Origin of the sequence: Pedobacter sp. KBW06 (assembly GCF_003852525.1) — a bacterium.
Lineage (GTDB): Bacteria > Bacteroidota > Bacteroidia > Sphingobacteriales > Sphingobacteriaceae > Pedobacter.
This window is the reverse complement of the sequence record NZ_QAJL01000001.1, coordinates 1,982,054-1,996,735: the sequence shown is the minus strand read 5'-3', so window position 1 is coordinate 1,996,735 and position 14,682 is coordinate 1,982,054. Positions and strand designations below refer to the sequence as shown.

26 protein-coding genes are annotated in these 14,682 nt (G+C 41.3%); 10 read left to right on the top strand and 16 right to left on the bottom strand.

Features of this window, described 5'->3' with window-relative positions:
- Positions 1-48: 48 nt before the first annotated feature.
- The 5 genes from DBR43_RS33415 to DBR43_RS08120 are packed head-to-tail and all read left to right on the top strand — an operon-like array spanning position 49 to position 2,598.
- Positions 49-171, top strand: coding sequence for a hypothetical protein (locus DBR43_RS33415; protein WP_255420959.1), 123 nt, complete (start codon positions 49-51; stop codon positions 169-171).
- A gap of 42 nt (positions 172-213) precedes the next feature.
- Positions 214-1,545 (top strand): DEAD/DEAH box helicase, encoded by a 1,332-nt coding sequence (locus DBR43_RS08135; protein ID WP_124579588.1) that lies wholly within the window; start codon positions 214-216, stop codon positions 1,543-1,545.
- Positions 1,546-1,557: 12 nt separating this feature from the next.
- A complete protein-coding gene (locus DBR43_RS08130) occupies positions 1,558-1,836 on the top strand; it encodes a hypothetical protein (RefSeq protein WP_124579586.1) in 279 nt (92 codons plus the stop codon).
- Positions 1,837-2,172 carry a gliding motility protein GldC gene (gldC, locus tag DBR43_RS08125; RefSeq protein ID WP_124579584.1) on the top strand — a complete coding sequence of 112 codons (336 nt, stop codon included), beginning with the start codon at positions 1,837-1,839 and terminating at the stop codon, positions 2,170-2,172.
- A gap of 3 nt (positions 2,173-2,175) precedes the next feature.
- Entirely contained in the window at positions 2,176-2,598 is a 423-nt protein-coding gene (locus tag DBR43_RS08120) for a hypothetical protein (protein ID WP_124579582.1), read from the top strand.
- Positions 2,599-2,727: 129 nt separating this feature from the next.
- Here the strand turns inward: DBR43_RS08120 and DBR43_RS08115 are convergent, their stop codons facing one another.
- Both DBR43_RS08115 and DBR43_RS08110 read right to left on the bottom strand, forming a co-directional pair.
- Entirely contained in the window at positions 2,728-3,243 is a 516-nt protein-coding gene (locus tag DBR43_RS08115; protein WP_124579580.1) for a DUF421 domain-containing protein, read from the bottom strand.
- Positions 3,244-3,247: 4 nt separating this feature from the next.
- Positions 3,248-3,739, bottom strand: coding sequence for a methylated-DNA--[protein]-cysteine S-methyltransferase (locus DBR43_RS08110; RefSeq protein ID WP_124579578.1), 492 nt, complete (start codon positions 3,737-3,739; stop codon positions 3,248-3,250).
- 73 nt (positions 3,740-3,812) lie between these two features.
- Here DBR43_RS08110 and DBR43_RS08105 point away from each other — a divergent pair, with 73 nt between their 5' ends.
- Both DBR43_RS08105 and DBR43_RS08100 read left to right on the top strand, forming a co-directional pair.
- Positions 3,813-4,472 (top strand): heme exporter protein CcmB, encoded by a 660-nt coding sequence (locus DBR43_RS08105; RefSeq protein ID WP_074609487.1) that lies wholly within the window; start codon positions 3,813-3,815, stop codon positions 4,470-4,472.
- A 56-nt stretch (positions 4,473-4,528) separates the two neighbouring features.
- Entirely contained in the window at positions 4,529-5,140 is a 612-nt protein-coding gene (locus tag DBR43_RS08100; RefSeq protein ID WP_124579576.1) for a hypothetical protein, read from the top strand.
- A gap of 60 nt (positions 5,141-5,200) precedes the next feature.
- On the opposite strand, the gene DBR43_RS08095 is transcribed toward DBR43_RS08100, so the two are convergent.
- The 14 genes from DBR43_RS08095 to DBR43_RS08030 all read right to left on the bottom strand — a co-directional run bounded on the left by DBR43_RS08095 (position 5,201) and on the right by DBR43_RS08030 (position 11,112).
- Positions 5,201-5,416 (bottom strand): bacteriocin-like protein, encoded by a 216-nt coding sequence (locus DBR43_RS08095; RefSeq protein ID WP_124579574.1) that lies wholly within the window; start codon positions 5,414-5,416, stop codon positions 5,201-5,203.
- Between the two features lie 54 nt (positions 5,417-5,470).
- A complete protein-coding gene (locus DBR43_RS08090) occupies positions 5,471-5,686 on the bottom strand; it encodes a hypothetical protein (protein ID WP_124579572.1) in 216 nt (71 codons plus the stop codon).
- Between the two features lie 52 nt (positions 5,687-5,738).
- Positions 5,739-5,939: a hypothetical protein gene (locus tag DBR43_RS08085; protein WP_124579570.1), complete on the bottom strand. Its 201-nt coding sequence runs from the start codon at positions 5,937-5,939 to the stop codon at positions 5,739-5,741.
- Positions 5,940-5,970: 31 nt separating this feature from the next.
- Positions 5,971-6,183, bottom strand: a complete 213-nt coding sequence (locus tag DBR43_RS08080; protein ID WP_124579568.1) for a bacteriocin-like protein — start codon at positions 6,181-6,183, stop codon at positions 5,971-5,973.
- Positions 6,184-6,248: 65 nt separating this feature from the next.
- On the bottom strand, positions 6,249-6,461 hold the full coding sequence (locus DBR43_RS08075) for a hypothetical protein (protein ID WP_124579566.1): 213 nt from the start codon (positions 6,459-6,461) through the stop codon (positions 6,249-6,251).
- Between the two features lie 26 nt (positions 6,462-6,487).
- A complete protein-coding gene (locus tag DBR43_RS08070; protein ID WP_124579564.1) occupies positions 6,488-6,694 on the bottom strand; it encodes a hypothetical protein in 207 nt (68 codons plus the stop codon).
- Between the two features lie 42 nt (positions 6,695-6,736).
- On the bottom strand, positions 6,737-6,916 hold the full coding sequence (locus DBR43_RS08065; protein ID WP_124579562.1) for a hypothetical protein: 180 nt from the start codon (positions 6,914-6,916) through the stop codon (positions 6,737-6,739).
- Between the two features lie 269 nt (positions 6,917-7,185).
- Positions 7,186-7,386: a hypothetical protein gene (locus DBR43_RS08060; protein ID WP_124579560.1), complete on the bottom strand. Its 201-nt coding sequence runs from the start codon at positions 7,384-7,386 to the stop codon at positions 7,186-7,188.
- 28 nt (positions 7,387-7,414) lie between these two features.
- Positions 7,415-7,624 (bottom strand): hypothetical protein, encoded by a 210-nt coding sequence (locus DBR43_RS08055; RefSeq protein ID WP_124579558.1) that lies wholly within the window; start codon positions 7,622-7,624, stop codon positions 7,415-7,417.
- A 64-nt stretch (positions 7,625-7,688) separates the two neighbouring features.
- A complete protein-coding gene (locus tag DBR43_RS08050; protein WP_124579556.1) occupies positions 7,689-7,901 on the bottom strand; it encodes a hypothetical protein in 213 nt (70 codons plus the stop codon).
- 507 nt (positions 7,902-8,408) lie between these two features.
- Entirely contained in the window at positions 8,409-8,621 is a 213-nt protein-coding gene (locus DBR43_RS08045) for a bacteriocin-like protein (RefSeq protein ID WP_124579554.1), read from the bottom strand.
- 879 nt (positions 8,622-9,500) lie between these two features.
- On the bottom strand, positions 9,501-9,710 hold the full coding sequence (locus tag DBR43_RS08040; RefSeq protein WP_124579552.1) for a hypothetical protein: 210 nt from the start codon (positions 9,708-9,710) through the stop codon (positions 9,501-9,503).
- 862 nt (positions 9,711-10,572) lie between these two features.
- Positions 10,573-10,785 (bottom strand): hypothetical protein, encoded by a 213-nt coding sequence (locus tag DBR43_RS08035; protein ID WP_124579550.1) that lies wholly within the window; start codon positions 10,783-10,785, stop codon positions 10,573-10,575.
- A 123-nt stretch (positions 10,786-10,908) separates the two neighbouring features.
- On the bottom strand, positions 10,909-11,112 hold the full coding sequence (locus DBR43_RS08030) for a hypothetical protein (protein ID WP_124579548.1): 204 nt from the start codon (positions 11,110-11,112) through the stop codon (positions 10,909-10,911).
- Positions 11,113-11,949: 837 nt separating this feature from the next.
- On the opposite strand from DBR43_RS08030, the gene ccsA reads away from it, so the two are divergent.
- The 3 genes from ccsA to DBR43_RS08015 all read left to right on the top strand — a co-directional run bounded on the left by ccsA (position 11,950) and on the right by DBR43_RS08015 (position 14,552).
- Entirely contained in the window at positions 11,950-12,606 is a 657-nt protein-coding gene (ccsA, locus tag DBR43_RS08025; protein ID WP_124579546.1) for a cytochrome c biogenesis protein CcsA, read from the top strand.
- Between the two features lie 153 nt (positions 12,607-12,759).
- Positions 12,760-12,978 carry a CcmD family protein gene (locus DBR43_RS08020; protein ID WP_124579544.1) on the top strand — a complete coding sequence of 73 codons (219 nt, stop codon included), beginning with the start codon at positions 12,760-12,762 and terminating at the stop codon, positions 12,976-12,978.
- Positions 12,979-13,130: 152 nt separating this feature from the next.
- Positions 13,131-14,552 carry a Glu/Leu/Phe/Val family dehydrogenase gene (locus DBR43_RS08015; RefSeq protein WP_124579542.1) on the top strand — a complete coding sequence of 474 codons (1,422 nt, stop codon included), beginning with the start codon at positions 13,131-13,133 and terminating at the stop codon, positions 14,550-14,552.
- Positions 14,553-14,682 lie beyond the last annotated feature (130 nt).

Sequence of the window (14,682 nt, the reverse complement as noted above, 5' to 3'; positions counted from 1 at the left end):
AAGAATCAAAAATGAGAAGAAACATAACGTCCTGACCAGAACAGTTACATGAGCGGGCCGCTGGGGATCAGCATTTATCCAACACACCTCATCATCAATAAAAAAGAAATGGTTGTCAGGGAGGTTACTGATGCAGAGCACATGATCATGGCTTTAAATAAGGTTCTGTAAAAATGTAATTACTGATCCTGTAAATAATAGTATATTTGCAAAATGCCCAAAACATTTGAAGAGTTTAACCTTAATCGCCAGATTTTAAATGCTGTAGCTGATGCCGGGTTTACTCATGCCACCCCAATACAAGAAAAAGCAATTGCGCCTGTTTTATCAGGACAGGACATCTTCGGCATTGCTGAAACCGGAACAGGAAAGACTGCAGCCTATGTTTTGCCGATCTTAATGCAATTGAAATATGCACAGGGAGATGCCGCCCGTGCTTTAATCCTGGCTCCAACAAGAGAGCTGGCGATGCAGATTACTGAACATATCAAGATTTTCTCTAAATATACAGACCTCCGTACCGTAGTGGTTTATGGTGGTCTTGGTCCGAAAACACAAATTGAACAGATCAAAGCGGGTGTCGATATTATTGTTGCCACTCCGGGAAGATTCCTGGATATTTATCTTGCAGGACACATCAATACCCAGTATTTGAAATTCCTGGTTTTAGATGAAGCGGATAAAATGATGGACATGGGCTTTATCGGCTCTATTCACCGCATTTTGGAAGTGGTTCCCCGCAGACGTCAGAACCTGTTGTTTTCTGCAACGATGAGTGATCTGGTACAAAAGATTGCCGGAGATTTCCTCAAGCACCCCACCATTATAGAAGTGGGCTTACAGGCTACACCGGCTCAGACCGTTACGCAAACACTGTATGAGGTGCCCAATTTAAAGACCAAAATCAACCTTTTACAGCACCTGCTGAAAAATGATGAGGAATTTAAAAGACTGATCATTTTCTGTAAAACGAAAACAGTAGCGGACAACATCTTTAGCTTTATCGAACGCAAATTCGGTGCAGAAGCGGTAAGGGTAATCCATGCGAATAAAGGTCAGAATACCAGGATCAATTCCATCAATAGTTTTAAAGAAGGAAATGTCAGGGTATTGGTGGCTACAGATGTGGCTTCCCGTGGAATTGATGTTTCTGAAGTGAGTCATGTGATCAATTTTGATGTACCGATCATTATCGAAGATTATGTACATAGAATCGGACGTACCGGCCGTGCTTATGCGAAAGGTGATGCCCTCACTTTTTTCACACCTGCGGAAAAATATTACATTGAGAAAATACAAAAGTTAATCAGACAGGAGATTCCTGTAGTACCTTTGCCGGCAGAAGTTTTTGTGGAAGAGACTCCTTATGAAGAACGTCAGGCCATTGCCAGGGCAATTGACGACCAGAAACGTAAGGATGATCCTGATTTTAAAGGAGCTTTCCACGAGAAAAAACATGCGGCATCGATTGCTGCTGCAGAAAGGGAGAAGAACAAAAACAAAACTCCTGCCTGGAAGTCTAAGAAATTCAAAAAAAGGAAGTAAAAAACTGAGGAATTGAAAGTAAAACTGACCCCGCTTAATATTGTTTCCGCGATCTTTCTGGTGATTGCTGTGCTGATGATGTTAGAAAAATCACCTGCGCCATCGGAAAAGACAATCGACCTGTCGAGGATATTAATGTGGTTTAGTTTTTTAATTGTCCTGGTTTCTTTCGTCTCCGATCAGATTTTCAGAAAGTTTATTCCGGAGTTGAGAAAGATATGGGCGATAGAATGTGCCTTTATTGTTTTCACCATCATCTTAGTTTTTATTATAAAAGTCAGTATATATTAAATGAAACAAGCAGAAATTAAAATTACGGTGCAGTTAGATGATAACAATGTACCTGACAATATCCTTTGGGAATCTACAGACTCGAAAAGTCAGGAGCAGGTGCCTGTAAAGTCAATGATGTTGGCCCTTTGGGACCATAATTATAAAAACTCTATGCGCATTGACTTATGGACTAAAGACATGCCTGTTGATGAAATGAAAAGGTTCTTTTATGAAACCTTGCAGACCATGGGAGATAGCTTTCTTAAAGCTACCGGAGAGAAATTAATCGTCGAAGATCTGCGTGATTACTGCGCGCATTTTGCCGATAAAATGGGCATCAATACACAACAATAAGTGATGAGGGCTCAGGGAATTATAGGTGCGGTGATTATGGCAATTGGCGGAATTTGTCCTTTGCTGCGCATTCCGATTATTGGCAACTGGAATTATTTTGATCTGGATCAGACTTTAGCGATCACGTTTTATGTGGTGGTAGCGATCGGGTTATTGGGTGCCTTTACCCAGAAAGCCGGACTGATCAAATTTGCCGGATGGGCAGGAATTGTATTGGTGGCGATCAGTTTGGTCGGCATTTATTTCAAAGTGCATGGTTCGTTTGGTTTTCTTCAGTTCAAAAAGCTGGTAAACCTGGCGTCAGGAATGGTGAAATATAAATGGGGCTGGTACGTGATCCTGGCAGGTGCGTTTATTTTAATTACAGTAAGAAGGCCTAAGGTCGTTGTAGTGAATACTGCAGTGCCTGGTGGAGCTACAGTATAATTGCATAAATATTTTTCCGGAACTGGTTGTTCCTTCGCTTTCTTCGGATCGCCTGGGTTTAACCGGTTCCGGAATTTTTTTGCGTTGCTTTTTAGGCAGGAGATGATCTCTCTATAAGAAATGATGTTTTTAGTTCAGTGAGCCCAGCGATTTGTGTTTCTTTTTGCGTTTGTATTGGGTTTGCTTCAGGTCTCCTGAACCGGTGATGATGCTGATGTTGCCATCTGTTTCAAACATGGCCAGTTTTACATCTTTGTATCGCTCTACGCCATGTTCTCTCATGGCTTCCCGGAGTTCTTCATTGCTGATGTCCAGCTTGCTGAGCGTTGCGAAATCGAGGTTTCCATCGTGGATCAGGATTTCCGGTTTTTCCGACAGCAGCTCCCTGAATTTTTTACTCTTAAACATCAGCTTTTTTAAGGCGTAATTCAGGGCAAACAGGACCGCTGCGGCAACGAGGCCACCCAACAGACTGGTATTGTTGCCTACCATTGCATTCTGAACCGCATTACTGATGAGCAGGATCAGCACCACATCGGTGGTGTTTAGCTGAGAGAGTTCCTTTTTTCCGGTTAAACGAATGGCGATCAGCATAAATGCATAAACGGCAAGGCTTCTTAGTATGATGTCGAGGTATTGGTTCATGTGTTTAGAATTTTAAGGTCATTTGTCCCTGCTGACTAACTTCCCGTTCATGGTCCAGCAACCATTTTTTGCGCCAGAGTGATCCGGCATAGCCTACCAAAGTGCCATCGCTCCCGATCACCCTGTGGCAAGGTACAACAATAGCGAGGTTATTCTTTCCATTCGCTGCTGCCATCGCCCTTATGGCCAGTACATTGTTCATCTGCTTCGCCATTTGCAGGTAAGATCTCGTTACCCCGTAATCTATGGTAAGTAAGGCAGACCAGACCTCTTGCTGGAACGCTGTTCCGGCTTGTTTAATGGGTAAGGTAAAAGTCTTTAGGTTCCCTTCGAAATAAGCTGTTAATTGAGACGCGGCAAGTTGAGTGACCTCGTTTTCCTGCGGCTCTGTGAAAAGGTTTTCTTTGAAGGTGATCTGCTGTACAAACTGTTCATCAGCAATGATGCTGATGGGGCCAAGCGGACTTTGTAAAATACTGCAATACTGAATATTCATAGGAATACAATATTATGGATATTTAATTTACAAAGATAAAAGATAGGGGATTAAGAATTATCTTTGCGGCTGCATGAATTTAATAGATCAGGTAAAGTTTTTAATCAAGAAAGAGTTGCTGCTGGAATGGCGTTCTAAATATGCTTTAAATGGCGTTCTTCTCTATGTGGTGTCCACTGTTTTTGTCTGCTATTTGTCTTTTGTCAGTGTAGAGAAGATCACCTGGAATGCTTTATTCTGGATCATCATGTTATTTGCTTCGATCAATGCAGTTTCAAAAAGCTTTCTCCAGGAAAGCAAAGGCAGGCAGCTGTATATTTATACCATAGCGAGTCCGCTGGCACTGATCATTTCAAAGACCATTTACAATGTCTTGCTGATGATGCTGCTGACGGTTATTGCACTGGGCTTTTATACCCTGGTGTTCAATTATGTACCCGAGGATCTGGGTTTATACATTGTGGCTACTTTGCTGGGAAGTTTAAGCTTTTCTACGATATTCACGATGGTATCCGCAATTGCTTCCAAAGCGGGGAATGGCGGGATGCTCATGGCAATTCTGAGTTTTCCGGTGATTATACCTGTCCTGATCGTACTGATCAAGCTGACAAAAAACGCGATAGACGGGCTGGACAGGAGTGTGAGCATGGATGAAATTGGAATCCTGCTGATCATAAATGCGCTGGTGATGGCAGTTTCACTGATCCTTTTTCCATACCTCTGGAGAGATTAACGAAGTCTGAAAGGAATCGTATTTTAGCGCCAGGCGTTTAATCATAAATTTTAGTAATGCAGGAAGCACTTGATTTTTTAAAAGAATTCGTGGAAGGGAAAGTCAGCGGACCTGAGCTGGAGGCTACACTTTCTGAAAATTCCGGACTTGAAATGTTGTTGTCTGATGATTCGCTGAATTGGACCGGAACCTATGTCTCAGCTAGCGGCCCTTTCCTGTATCTGGCAGCGCTTAACCTTAAAACAATCGTAGGTTGTTATGATGCGCAGGGCCTTATTCAGTTGTTTCTGACAAAAAAGGAAATCTCTTTTTCTGTGTATAAAGGGTATGAGGAACGTTATTCCTTAATCCTGGAAACCCAGCCCGGATACATAGATGCGGACACGGTGTTTGTTGAAAAATACATCTTGCCTGCGGCAGAAGGGCTGAAGGTTAAATCAGAAATTAAACAGGCAATTAAAGGGCGCTTTAATGAATTATTCCGTTATCATAAAAAAGCACCGAAATGGATTCAGAGTCCTCAATGGATCATAAAAGAGGACCGGCCCTTATTCTTTTTAGGGCAGTTTGAGATTAAAGATTGTCAGCTGTTTAAGGACAATGGCTTCGTTTATCTGTTTGTGAATGAAGATAACGGGGCGATAGAGAGCGTTAAGCAGTTTTATTAGCGGAGGGCAATCAATTTCAAAATAGAGGCATCGTTTTAAGATGCCCCCATTTTCAATTAATTATAAAACACACCTTGTTGCATAGATATTTGTCTTGCAGAGGTAGGTTTCACATCTTTGATTTTCAGCGCAGCCAAAGACACTCAGGTCTTCGTTAAACCCGCATGCCAATTCGCAGAGCTCCGGACGTACAGGCCCCCGGCCATTTCCGCCAACAACGTTTTTTAACTCGTTTCTGCTCAGTTTTTTGGTGTTTTTTAATTTTTGAGATCGCATAAAATTTGGGTTTATTGAAAAGTTAGTTTAAATAGCTGCTCCTGGATTCATTGTTTAGGCAACACACCTGGTGGTGTATATGCCATGCCAGCATTGGAATTCTTCGCAATGCAAGTGTTCGGGGCAACCAATAGAGCCTCCATTGTCGTCAAAACTGCATCTTTTAGGACAAAAAGGAGTCGATGCCTGGTTCTGGTCATTTCCGCCAGTGATGTTTTTTAATTCGGTTCTGTTTAGTTTTATATTGCTTTTTAATTTTTGAGATAACATAAATTTAAGTTTTAGGATGATCGCTTAGTTTATTCTTTGGTGTCAGTTGATTTTATGCGGCTCCGCATCGGTATCCGACATCATTGATGCCACAAGGATATCGGTCGCAAAGCTGGCCATCAGGACAGCCTATGGTCTCAGCTCCTTCTACATAGTGGCTGCAAAACATCGGGCAGTTGAAATTTTTAACGCCACCTGTTATTCCTTTCAGTTCGTTTCTGTTTAGTCTTTTGGCTTCTTTTAGTGGTAACATCGGATTTGGGTTTGGTTGAGAAAATTAATCTTTACAATGGTTCGCATCTGTGTCCGGTACTCACGTTGTCGTCGCAAGTGTAAGGCACACATTCTTCATAGTCAGGACAGCCTACCCGTCTTGGGCCGTTGTTAATGCGGTAACTGCATACGAAAGTGCAATCCGGTGGTCTTAAACCTCCTGTTACTTTTTTGAGGTCATTCCTGTTTAACTTTTTTAAGGTGTTTAAATTGATCTTTAACATAAGGTTTGATTTAATTTGGTTTTTATCAGAGTTAACCGATACCGGTTTTACCGGCACCGGCTATTTTATTGACAGGTGTTTCCGTCCCATCCTCCATGACACATGGAAGGAAGGCATTTTAGCGGTGCATCACAACTATCCCCATTGGGCAGATTGGCATCAATAAAGCAATTTTCAGGACAATTTCTGGAAGGGTTTCCAGCTCCGCCTGTTACCTTTTTAAGCTCATTTCTGTTTAGCTTTTGATTTCCCTGTAGTTTTAACGTGTTTTTTAACATGTGTTTAGGTTTAATGGAGTTCATATTTAGCCACATACTGAAGCCCACCAGCCATTGCTGCACTGGTAGCCAAGACATTGCTGATCAGGAAGACATCCGGGAACGAGCACGCTTCCTACACGGTGGGTGCAATTTCCCGGACAGCTGTCAATACGCCCTCCCCCGGTAACTTTTTTAAGGGCATTTCTGTCCAGTTTCTGATGTCCTTTCGGATTGGAATTGTTGTTTAACATCTCATTTAGTTTAAGGTGAATTACAGTTGATTATTTTTTTACTTACAGGCAGCGATAGGCATAAAACTTATCCTGGCCGGGTTCACATTCGACCATCTGACATGTTCTTCCATTGCGGCAATACCTTTCATCTTCGCCGATAATACAATCGCCCGGGCATGGTCTTCCCTTGCCGGTATTGGTTCCCCCGACAAATTTTTTCATGTCGGTTCTACCAAGCATTCGGGCATTTTTTAGTTTTAACATAGCATTTAATTCAGGTAATTGAAGTCTGATTACTGACATTTGTAGCCAGTGTCCTTTGGCTTAGGGCCACAACTATAAATACGGCAGCTGCCTGTCTCGCAGTCGGATTGACTAGTGCACCAGTTTTGACAAATGAATCTGGCTGCATTTTCGTCATGTCCTCCCATGAGTTTTTTCATTTCGGTTCTGCTCAGTGTCTGAGCGTTTTTAAATTTTAACATTAGGATTGATTTTAAGATGAATTTTTAATTTTCACACCTGTAGCCTCTGTCTCTGATTGGATGAGGGCCACAGAAATAAACGACACAGGATGAGCCATCGTCGCAAATTCCATCGGGAATGCAGGAGGTTTCACAAATGTATCTGGCGCTTGTGGTTTCCTGTCCTCCCAAGAGGTTTTTCATTTCGGTTCTGCCCAGTGTCTGCGCATTTTTAAGTGTTAACATAAGGTTTGGTTTTAAATAGAATGGTTAGTTATTGACATTTATAGCCAAAGTCCTTTTCAGGATTAGGGCCGCAGTAATAGATGTTGCATGGCCTTCCGTCGAAACAGAAGCCCTGATTGGTGTCCGGGTCTACCAGGCATTCTACCATGCAGCGGATTTTTCCGCTGCTCCCGTTGCCTCCAATGAGATTTTTCATCTCGCTTCTGCTCAGTGGCTGAGCATTTTTGAATTTTAGCATAATATCAGATTATCGTATGATGAGTTGATACGGAATTTTTTAGTACTGATGGGTGTTTTTTTGGTTAAACACATCTGTAGCTATAGGTAGTCGGTTCTCCGGGATAACAAACATAGATTTGACAGTACATGTCTCCGGGGCAGTAGTTTTCGCCGGTGTGCATATCTGTCATGCAGGCGTTGGTGCAATAAGGTCTTGCGGCATTGTCGTTCGTACCGCCCAGGAAATTTTTCATGTCGGTCCTGCTCAGGGATTGAGCATTTTTCAGTTTTAACATAAGAATGAATTTGGTTAGTTAATGTATTGCTTTGTTGTCCCGGGTTGCAGCCAGGCCTGTGGTTTTTATTATCGAAAAGCAGAATGAACTATTGAAAAGACTTATTACATTAATTTTGGCATCTGAAAGTATTCTGCGGCAGAAAATGGAAACAGGGATCTGAGTTTTAAAAATCTTTAAAAGATATTCAATGCTGTTTATTTTTTATCAGTACGTTATTTGTAATTAATAGTTTAATCTAGTTATTAATTATATAGTTTTAAAATATTTAATTCGATTTTAACATGACTATTTTCATTTTTAGTATGTTTTTGGCTTACAATGAGTTAAATTGATGGTTTTGGTATTGCAACTTTTTTGTGACGTTGGTTTGGTCAGGCAGGGATTGCGTGCAGTTGCTCAGAAGGTTCTGTATGATGGTTGTAGTTTTTGGTTGGGAGTTGTCAATATGACTTCGGTTGGTGAACAAAAAAAACGGGAGGCTTTCAGGCATCCCGTTTTCGGTTTTTATGCAGCGACACATCTGGTGCCATACTGTTCCGGTGAGCATCTCACCAGTTGGCATTCCTGGTCTGGCCTGCAGCCAGGACCACCTCCGAATGACTCATATACACATTTTAGAGGGCAGGCGAGTGGTTGAGCTTCCAGGGTTCCGCCTGTAATGGACTTTAATTCATTTCTGCTCAATTTGGTGTTGTTGTTTAATTTCAGGGATTTCATAATTTTTAGTTTTTATTCTAGAATCGGTTTTATGCGCAGTGATATGCGTATTCATTTGGTCCTCCGCAACTGTATGGTACGCAATCCAGGCGTTCAGGGCAGCCGAACATCAGCATGCCTCCTGGTTCCTGGTAAGTGCATGACTGAGGACAATACGGATCGAATTTGATTCCGCCTGTTACTCCTTTGAGTTCATTTCTGTTTAGTTTTTTTCCTTGTTTGTTTAAATTGTTTTCTAGCATGATTTTAAGATTTAAATGAATAGATTTTTATAGAGGCTGACAACTGTGGCCGATACTGATGCCGTCACTGCAGGTATAAGGAACACATTGTTCGGCAGGAGGGCAGCCTTTTCGTAAGGGGCCATTGTTGATGCGGTAGCTGCATCCGAGGTTGCAGCCTGGTGGCCTTAGGCCACCTTTTACCTTTTTGAGTTCATTTCGGCTTAATCTTTTGAGATCCGGGCTGTTTGAATTGTTTTTTAACATAAGGTTGAAATTTAATTTCTTACTGACAGGTTCATCTTTAACATAAAAATGGACTTAGAGATGGAAATTGGTTTTTAAAGCGGCCTGCAGCTCTCCCCGGTGTAGTTGGGATCGCAGCTATAGGTTACACATTCCTCGTAGGGAGGGCAGCCAATGCGTGTCTGACCTTTGACGCGATGAGTACATACGTATGGGCAGTTTGCTGGTCTCGTTCCACCAGTGATTTTTTTTAGCTCATTTCTGCTTAGTTTTCTATTTTCCATTTGTTTAACGTTGTTTTTTAAGATAAGATTGAGTTTGATGGCCTGGGTTTTAGTGTAGAGCTAACCCTGGACCTTGACATTTACAGCCGGAACTTTAAAATTCCGGCTGTATTTGAACTGATCAGTTGTTACTGGCACTTATAACCGAAATCTCTTTCTGTATTTGGTCCGCAGTAATAAATTCTGCACTCTCCGCCATTTAGACAATAGTTCCAGCCACCCGGATCATTGATGCATTCGGATAAGCAAGGTCTTCTTGCGCTATCGTCGTTAAAGCCTCCTGAGAATTTTTTCAGTTCAGTTCTGCTCAGTGTCTGAGCGTTTTTAAGGTTAAGCATAACGTTTAAGTTTAGTTATTTATACTAAGGTTGATTTAAGTGCAGGGATGGTATGACGTTGATTAAGCCGGAAAAACGCATTTAAAGCTGCGGGTCGGTTCTCCAAGAAACACACATGGGTAAGACTCGCAGAATTGGCCTATGGCACAGTCTCCATCAACCCGGCAAAGGACAGCGCATAGTGGTTTTAATGCATTAGCTGTGCCGCCTAGAAGGTTTTTCATTTCGGTTCTGCTCAGGGGCTGAGCGTTTTTGAATTTTAGCATAAATTTAGATTTAGGGGATGGTTGATTTGTATTCCTGTTCCGTTAGTTCCGGCATTTAATCCGTTTTAGGTTACACACATTTATAACTGCTGATCTCGGGCTGTCCCGGGCAACTGTATGGAACGCAGTGTTTGCCGTCATTGCAGACACGTGTATCTGCATCAGGATCGTAATCACACTGATCGTCGCAATTCATCCTTGATGAATTGTGATTTGTACCTCCCAGGAGCTTTTTCATATCAGCTCTGCTGAGGAGGATTGGATTTTTTATGGCTAACATGGTCTACGGACATCTGTAGCCATAAGTTGGCCGTGTAGGGTTACAGCGATATCGCTCACAAGGTTCGCCGCCAAAACAGGAGCGTTCGCCGGTTTGTTCGTCCAGAAAGCAAGAGTCGAGGCAAAAGGCTCTGTCGGTATCTTCATTCGTACCGCCCATTAGTTTTTTCATGTCGGTCCTGCTCAGGGATTGAGCGTTTTTCAGTTTTAACATAAGATTAAATTTGGTTAGTTAATGTATTGTTTTGTTGTCCGGAATGCAGCCGGCTTGTGTTGGTGTACTCTCGAAAAGCTAAATGAGCTATTTAAAGATTGTTTTATACACAATGAACTCCATATTCGTCTGGTCCGCCACAGCTGAATGGTACGCAGTCCATATTGCTGGGGCAGCCTAGCATCAGTGGGGTATGGTCGTCCTGATAAGTGCATTCCTGAGGACAATTCGGATTGAATATGCTTCCTCCTGTTACTGCTTTTAGTTCATTTCTGCCTAATTTTTTTCCTTGTTTTTCTAAATTGTTTTTTAACATGACGATTGATTTTAGATGAATGAATTTTTATAAAGGTTGACAGCTGTGTCCTATACTGATACGCTCAGTGCGGGTGTAAGAGGTACATTCTTCCTATGGTAGGCTTTGATTAGAAAGTTCATTTTATCTGCATTCATATCCGTAATTTTCATTATGGTCCGGGCCACAATAGTAGATGACACAATCTTGTCCGGGTCCGCAACCTGTTGGTCCTCCCGGGTTCTCGAAACAATAGTGGATACAGGCAAAGCTGCTGGTTTGAATTCCACCAATGGCCGCTTTCATATCGCTCCTGCTTAGTGGTTTTGCATTTCTAAGATTTAACATGAGTTCTGAGATTTAGTGATGTTTCTTAAGTTTTTTCATGTTGGCCCTGTTGATGAACAGGGCCTTTTTTTTGTCAACGATAAAGGACAGGATTTAAGGCAATAGCTTTGTTAAACACATTTGTAGCCAACCGAATTGCGGGTACAAAAGTAGGTTACACATTGCATTGTGCCGCCGCAGGAGCGTTCTCCTGTATTTTCATCTACGAAACAGAAATCTGGACAAAGGGCTCTGGAGGCATCCTCATTCGTTCCACCCATTAAATTTTTCATGTCGGTTCTGCTCAGGGATTGAGCGTTTTTGAGTTTTAACATAAGATTAAATTTGGTTAGTTAATGTATTGTTTTGTTGTTCCGGATTACAGCCGGATCTGTAGTTTCTTATTATCGAAATGCGGAATAAACTGTTGAAAAGGCTTATTGCATTAATCTAAATATCCTGAAATGTGCTGTGTCGGAAAATATAAACCAGGGATCGGGCTTTAAAGATCTTTAAAGGATATTGGTGGTTGTTAATTTTTAAAGGAGCGTTCTTTGTAATTAATAGTTTAATATAATTATTAACTATATAGTTTTAAAATATTTTATGTGATTTTACTGCGACTATTTTCATGATTAGTATGTTTTTAGCTTATAAATAGTTAAATCGATGGTATTTGGGTGTGCAACTTTTTTGTGACGTTTATTCGTTTTTGGGCTGATACTTTTCGTGGGTGGAAAAAATATAATCCGGATGGATTTGATCAGGTCTGTTTATTGGCTTAATTATAACAGAATTAGCCGAATTTCTCTTTACATTTGGCGATTAATAAAATAGATAAGATTAAATTTTAGATCAATGTATAAGAGCTGGTGGAAAATTTTAGGCGCAGTGTTGGTGATTTATTCAACAATTGCAGGTTTTTTGATTAAAACACCTGATTTACCGATCATCCGTGAAAGCATAAGAAACCTTTACTTCCATGTTCCCATGTGGTTTAGTATGATCGTATTATTTAGTACCTCCGTATTCCATAGTGTTAAATACCTGAGCAATAGTAATCCACATGATGATATTAAGGCTGTGGAAAGCGTAAATGCCGGAGTGATCTTTGGCATTCTGGGGCTTTCTACCGGAATGATCTGGGCAAGGTTTGCCTGGGGACAGGCATGGAGCTTTGATGTTAAACAGAACTTTGCGGCCATCGCGATTCTGCTTTATTTTGCATACCTCGTGCTTCGCAATGCGATTGATGAAGAGCAAAAAAGGGCTAAGATCTCTGCTATCTATAACATATTTGCTTTTCCAATCATGGTGGTGCTGCTTTTTGTACTCCCAAGGATGGCTGATTCCCTGCACCCAGGTGATGGAGGGAACCCGGGTTTCAATGCGTATGACCTGGATAGCCGGATGAGAATGGTATTCTATCCTGCATGTCTGGGCTGGATCCTGATCGGATGTTGGATTTACACGATCCTTTATCGGGTTCGGACCCTTGAAAAAGACCATCGCTAAAAAGATATTCCTGATGAACACCCTAAAATCTCTTCCGGGATTCATCACCATTGAACATAATATATACCAAATGAAACCATCATTAGCATAGTGTTTGTGAAAAACAACGAAAGGCAGGTGATCGCTTCAATCCACTGAAAAAAATAGATACTGATGAAAAAAATTACAGCAACCTTTTTAATGTTCATGATCACCATGCAATTGTTTGCTCAGGGACAAGGTTCAGCAATTACCGATAGCCTATATGCATCTGGTAAAATATACGTTGTGGTGGCATGTGTACTGGTAATCTTACTGGGCTTGCTTTTGTTTCTATTTACGATAGAAAAAAGATTAAAAAAAATAGAAAAGAAAACTTCGGCTAAAATCTAATTTTAAATCGTTTAGGCCCTGTTTTTGCTTGTTTTATGATGTGGTGTTTCCGTTACACTAAGTGATTCCGGATTTGCATTAATGGTTTTTTTTAATGCAATTTTGCACCTAATTAGGATACGAACTTATATTCAATTCATAAATAACAAATAATGGCTAATACAGCAAACGACACAAATTTTTTCGCAGATGTCTGCAAGAATTTTGACAATGCCGCCCAATTTACTTCCCATCCAGAGGGTCTGTTAACCCAAATCAAAGCTTGTAACAGTGTCTATCGTTTCCAGTTCCCTATCCGTAGAGGAAATGGTTTCGAGGTTATTGATGCATGGCGTGTAGAGCACTCTCATCACATGAGTCCTACCAAAGGTGGTATTCGCTATAGCGAAATGGTTAATGAAGATGAAGTAATGGCCTTGGCGGCTTTAATGACGTACAAGTGTGCTATTGTCAACGTTCCTTTCGGTGGCGCTAAAGGTGGTATTAAAATTACTACCAAAAATTATACGGTTGGCGAGTTGGAAAACATCACCCGTCGTTATACGACAGAATTAATTAAAAAGAACTTTATCGGTCCTGGTATTGACGTTCCTGCTCCTGATTATGGATCAGGTGAACGTGAAATGAGCTGGATCGCTGATACATATATGACCATGAACCCGGGTCAGTTAGATGCTTTGGGTTGTGTGACCGGAAAACCAATTGCTTTACACGGAATCCGTGGACGTAAGGAAGCAACCGGACGTGGTGTGGCTTATGCCATCAGAGAATGCGTTAGTGTAGGCGAAGATATGGCTAAAATTGGTCTTACAGCTGGTTTAGGCGATAAAAGAGTGATCGTACAAGGATTAGGTAACGTAGGTTACCACTCTGCAAAATTCTTAGCAGAATTCGGTGCAACAATCGTTGGTCTTTGTGAGTTTGAAGGTGCGATCTACAATGCAGACGGTTTAACTATCGATGAGGTATTTGCACACCGTAAATTAACAGGATCTATCTTAGGTTTCCCGGGTGCTACAGAATTCAAAAATTCTATGGAAGGTCTGGAGCAACCATGTGATATCCTTGTTCCTGCTGCTTTGGAGAATCAGATTACTTCAGATAACATCAGAAGCATCAAAGCGAAGATCATCGCGGAAGGTGCCAACGGACCATGTACTCCGGAAGCAGAAGAAATCTTCACTGAAATGGGTGGTATCATCATTCCTGATATGTACTGTAATGCAGGTGGTGTAACCGTATCTTACTTTGAGTGGTTGAAAAATCTTTCTCACGTAGCGTTTGGCCGTATGGAAAACCGTTATGCAGAGAACTCTAACAGAAACCTGATCAATACCCTGGAAAGTCTTACCGGTAAAAGCATTCCTGCTGAACACCGCTTAATGATTGTTAAAGGAGCTTCGGAACTGGAATTGGTAAACTCCGGACTGGAAGATACCATGATCCATTCTTACCATGAGATCAGAGAAACTTTAATGACCAAACCTGGTATTGAGACTTTAAGAACTGCTGCTTTTGTTGGTTCAATCGACAAAATTGCCATTTCTTATATGAACCTTGGTATCTGGCCATAAGGAATGTCAACTTATTATTCGAAAAGGAGGGCTGTTTATCAGCCCTCTTTTTTTGTGTCATATTTTTTTCATACTGTTTCATCCGCAAATCTTCACGTTGTAGATTCGCGTATCTTGTAGAGATCAATCT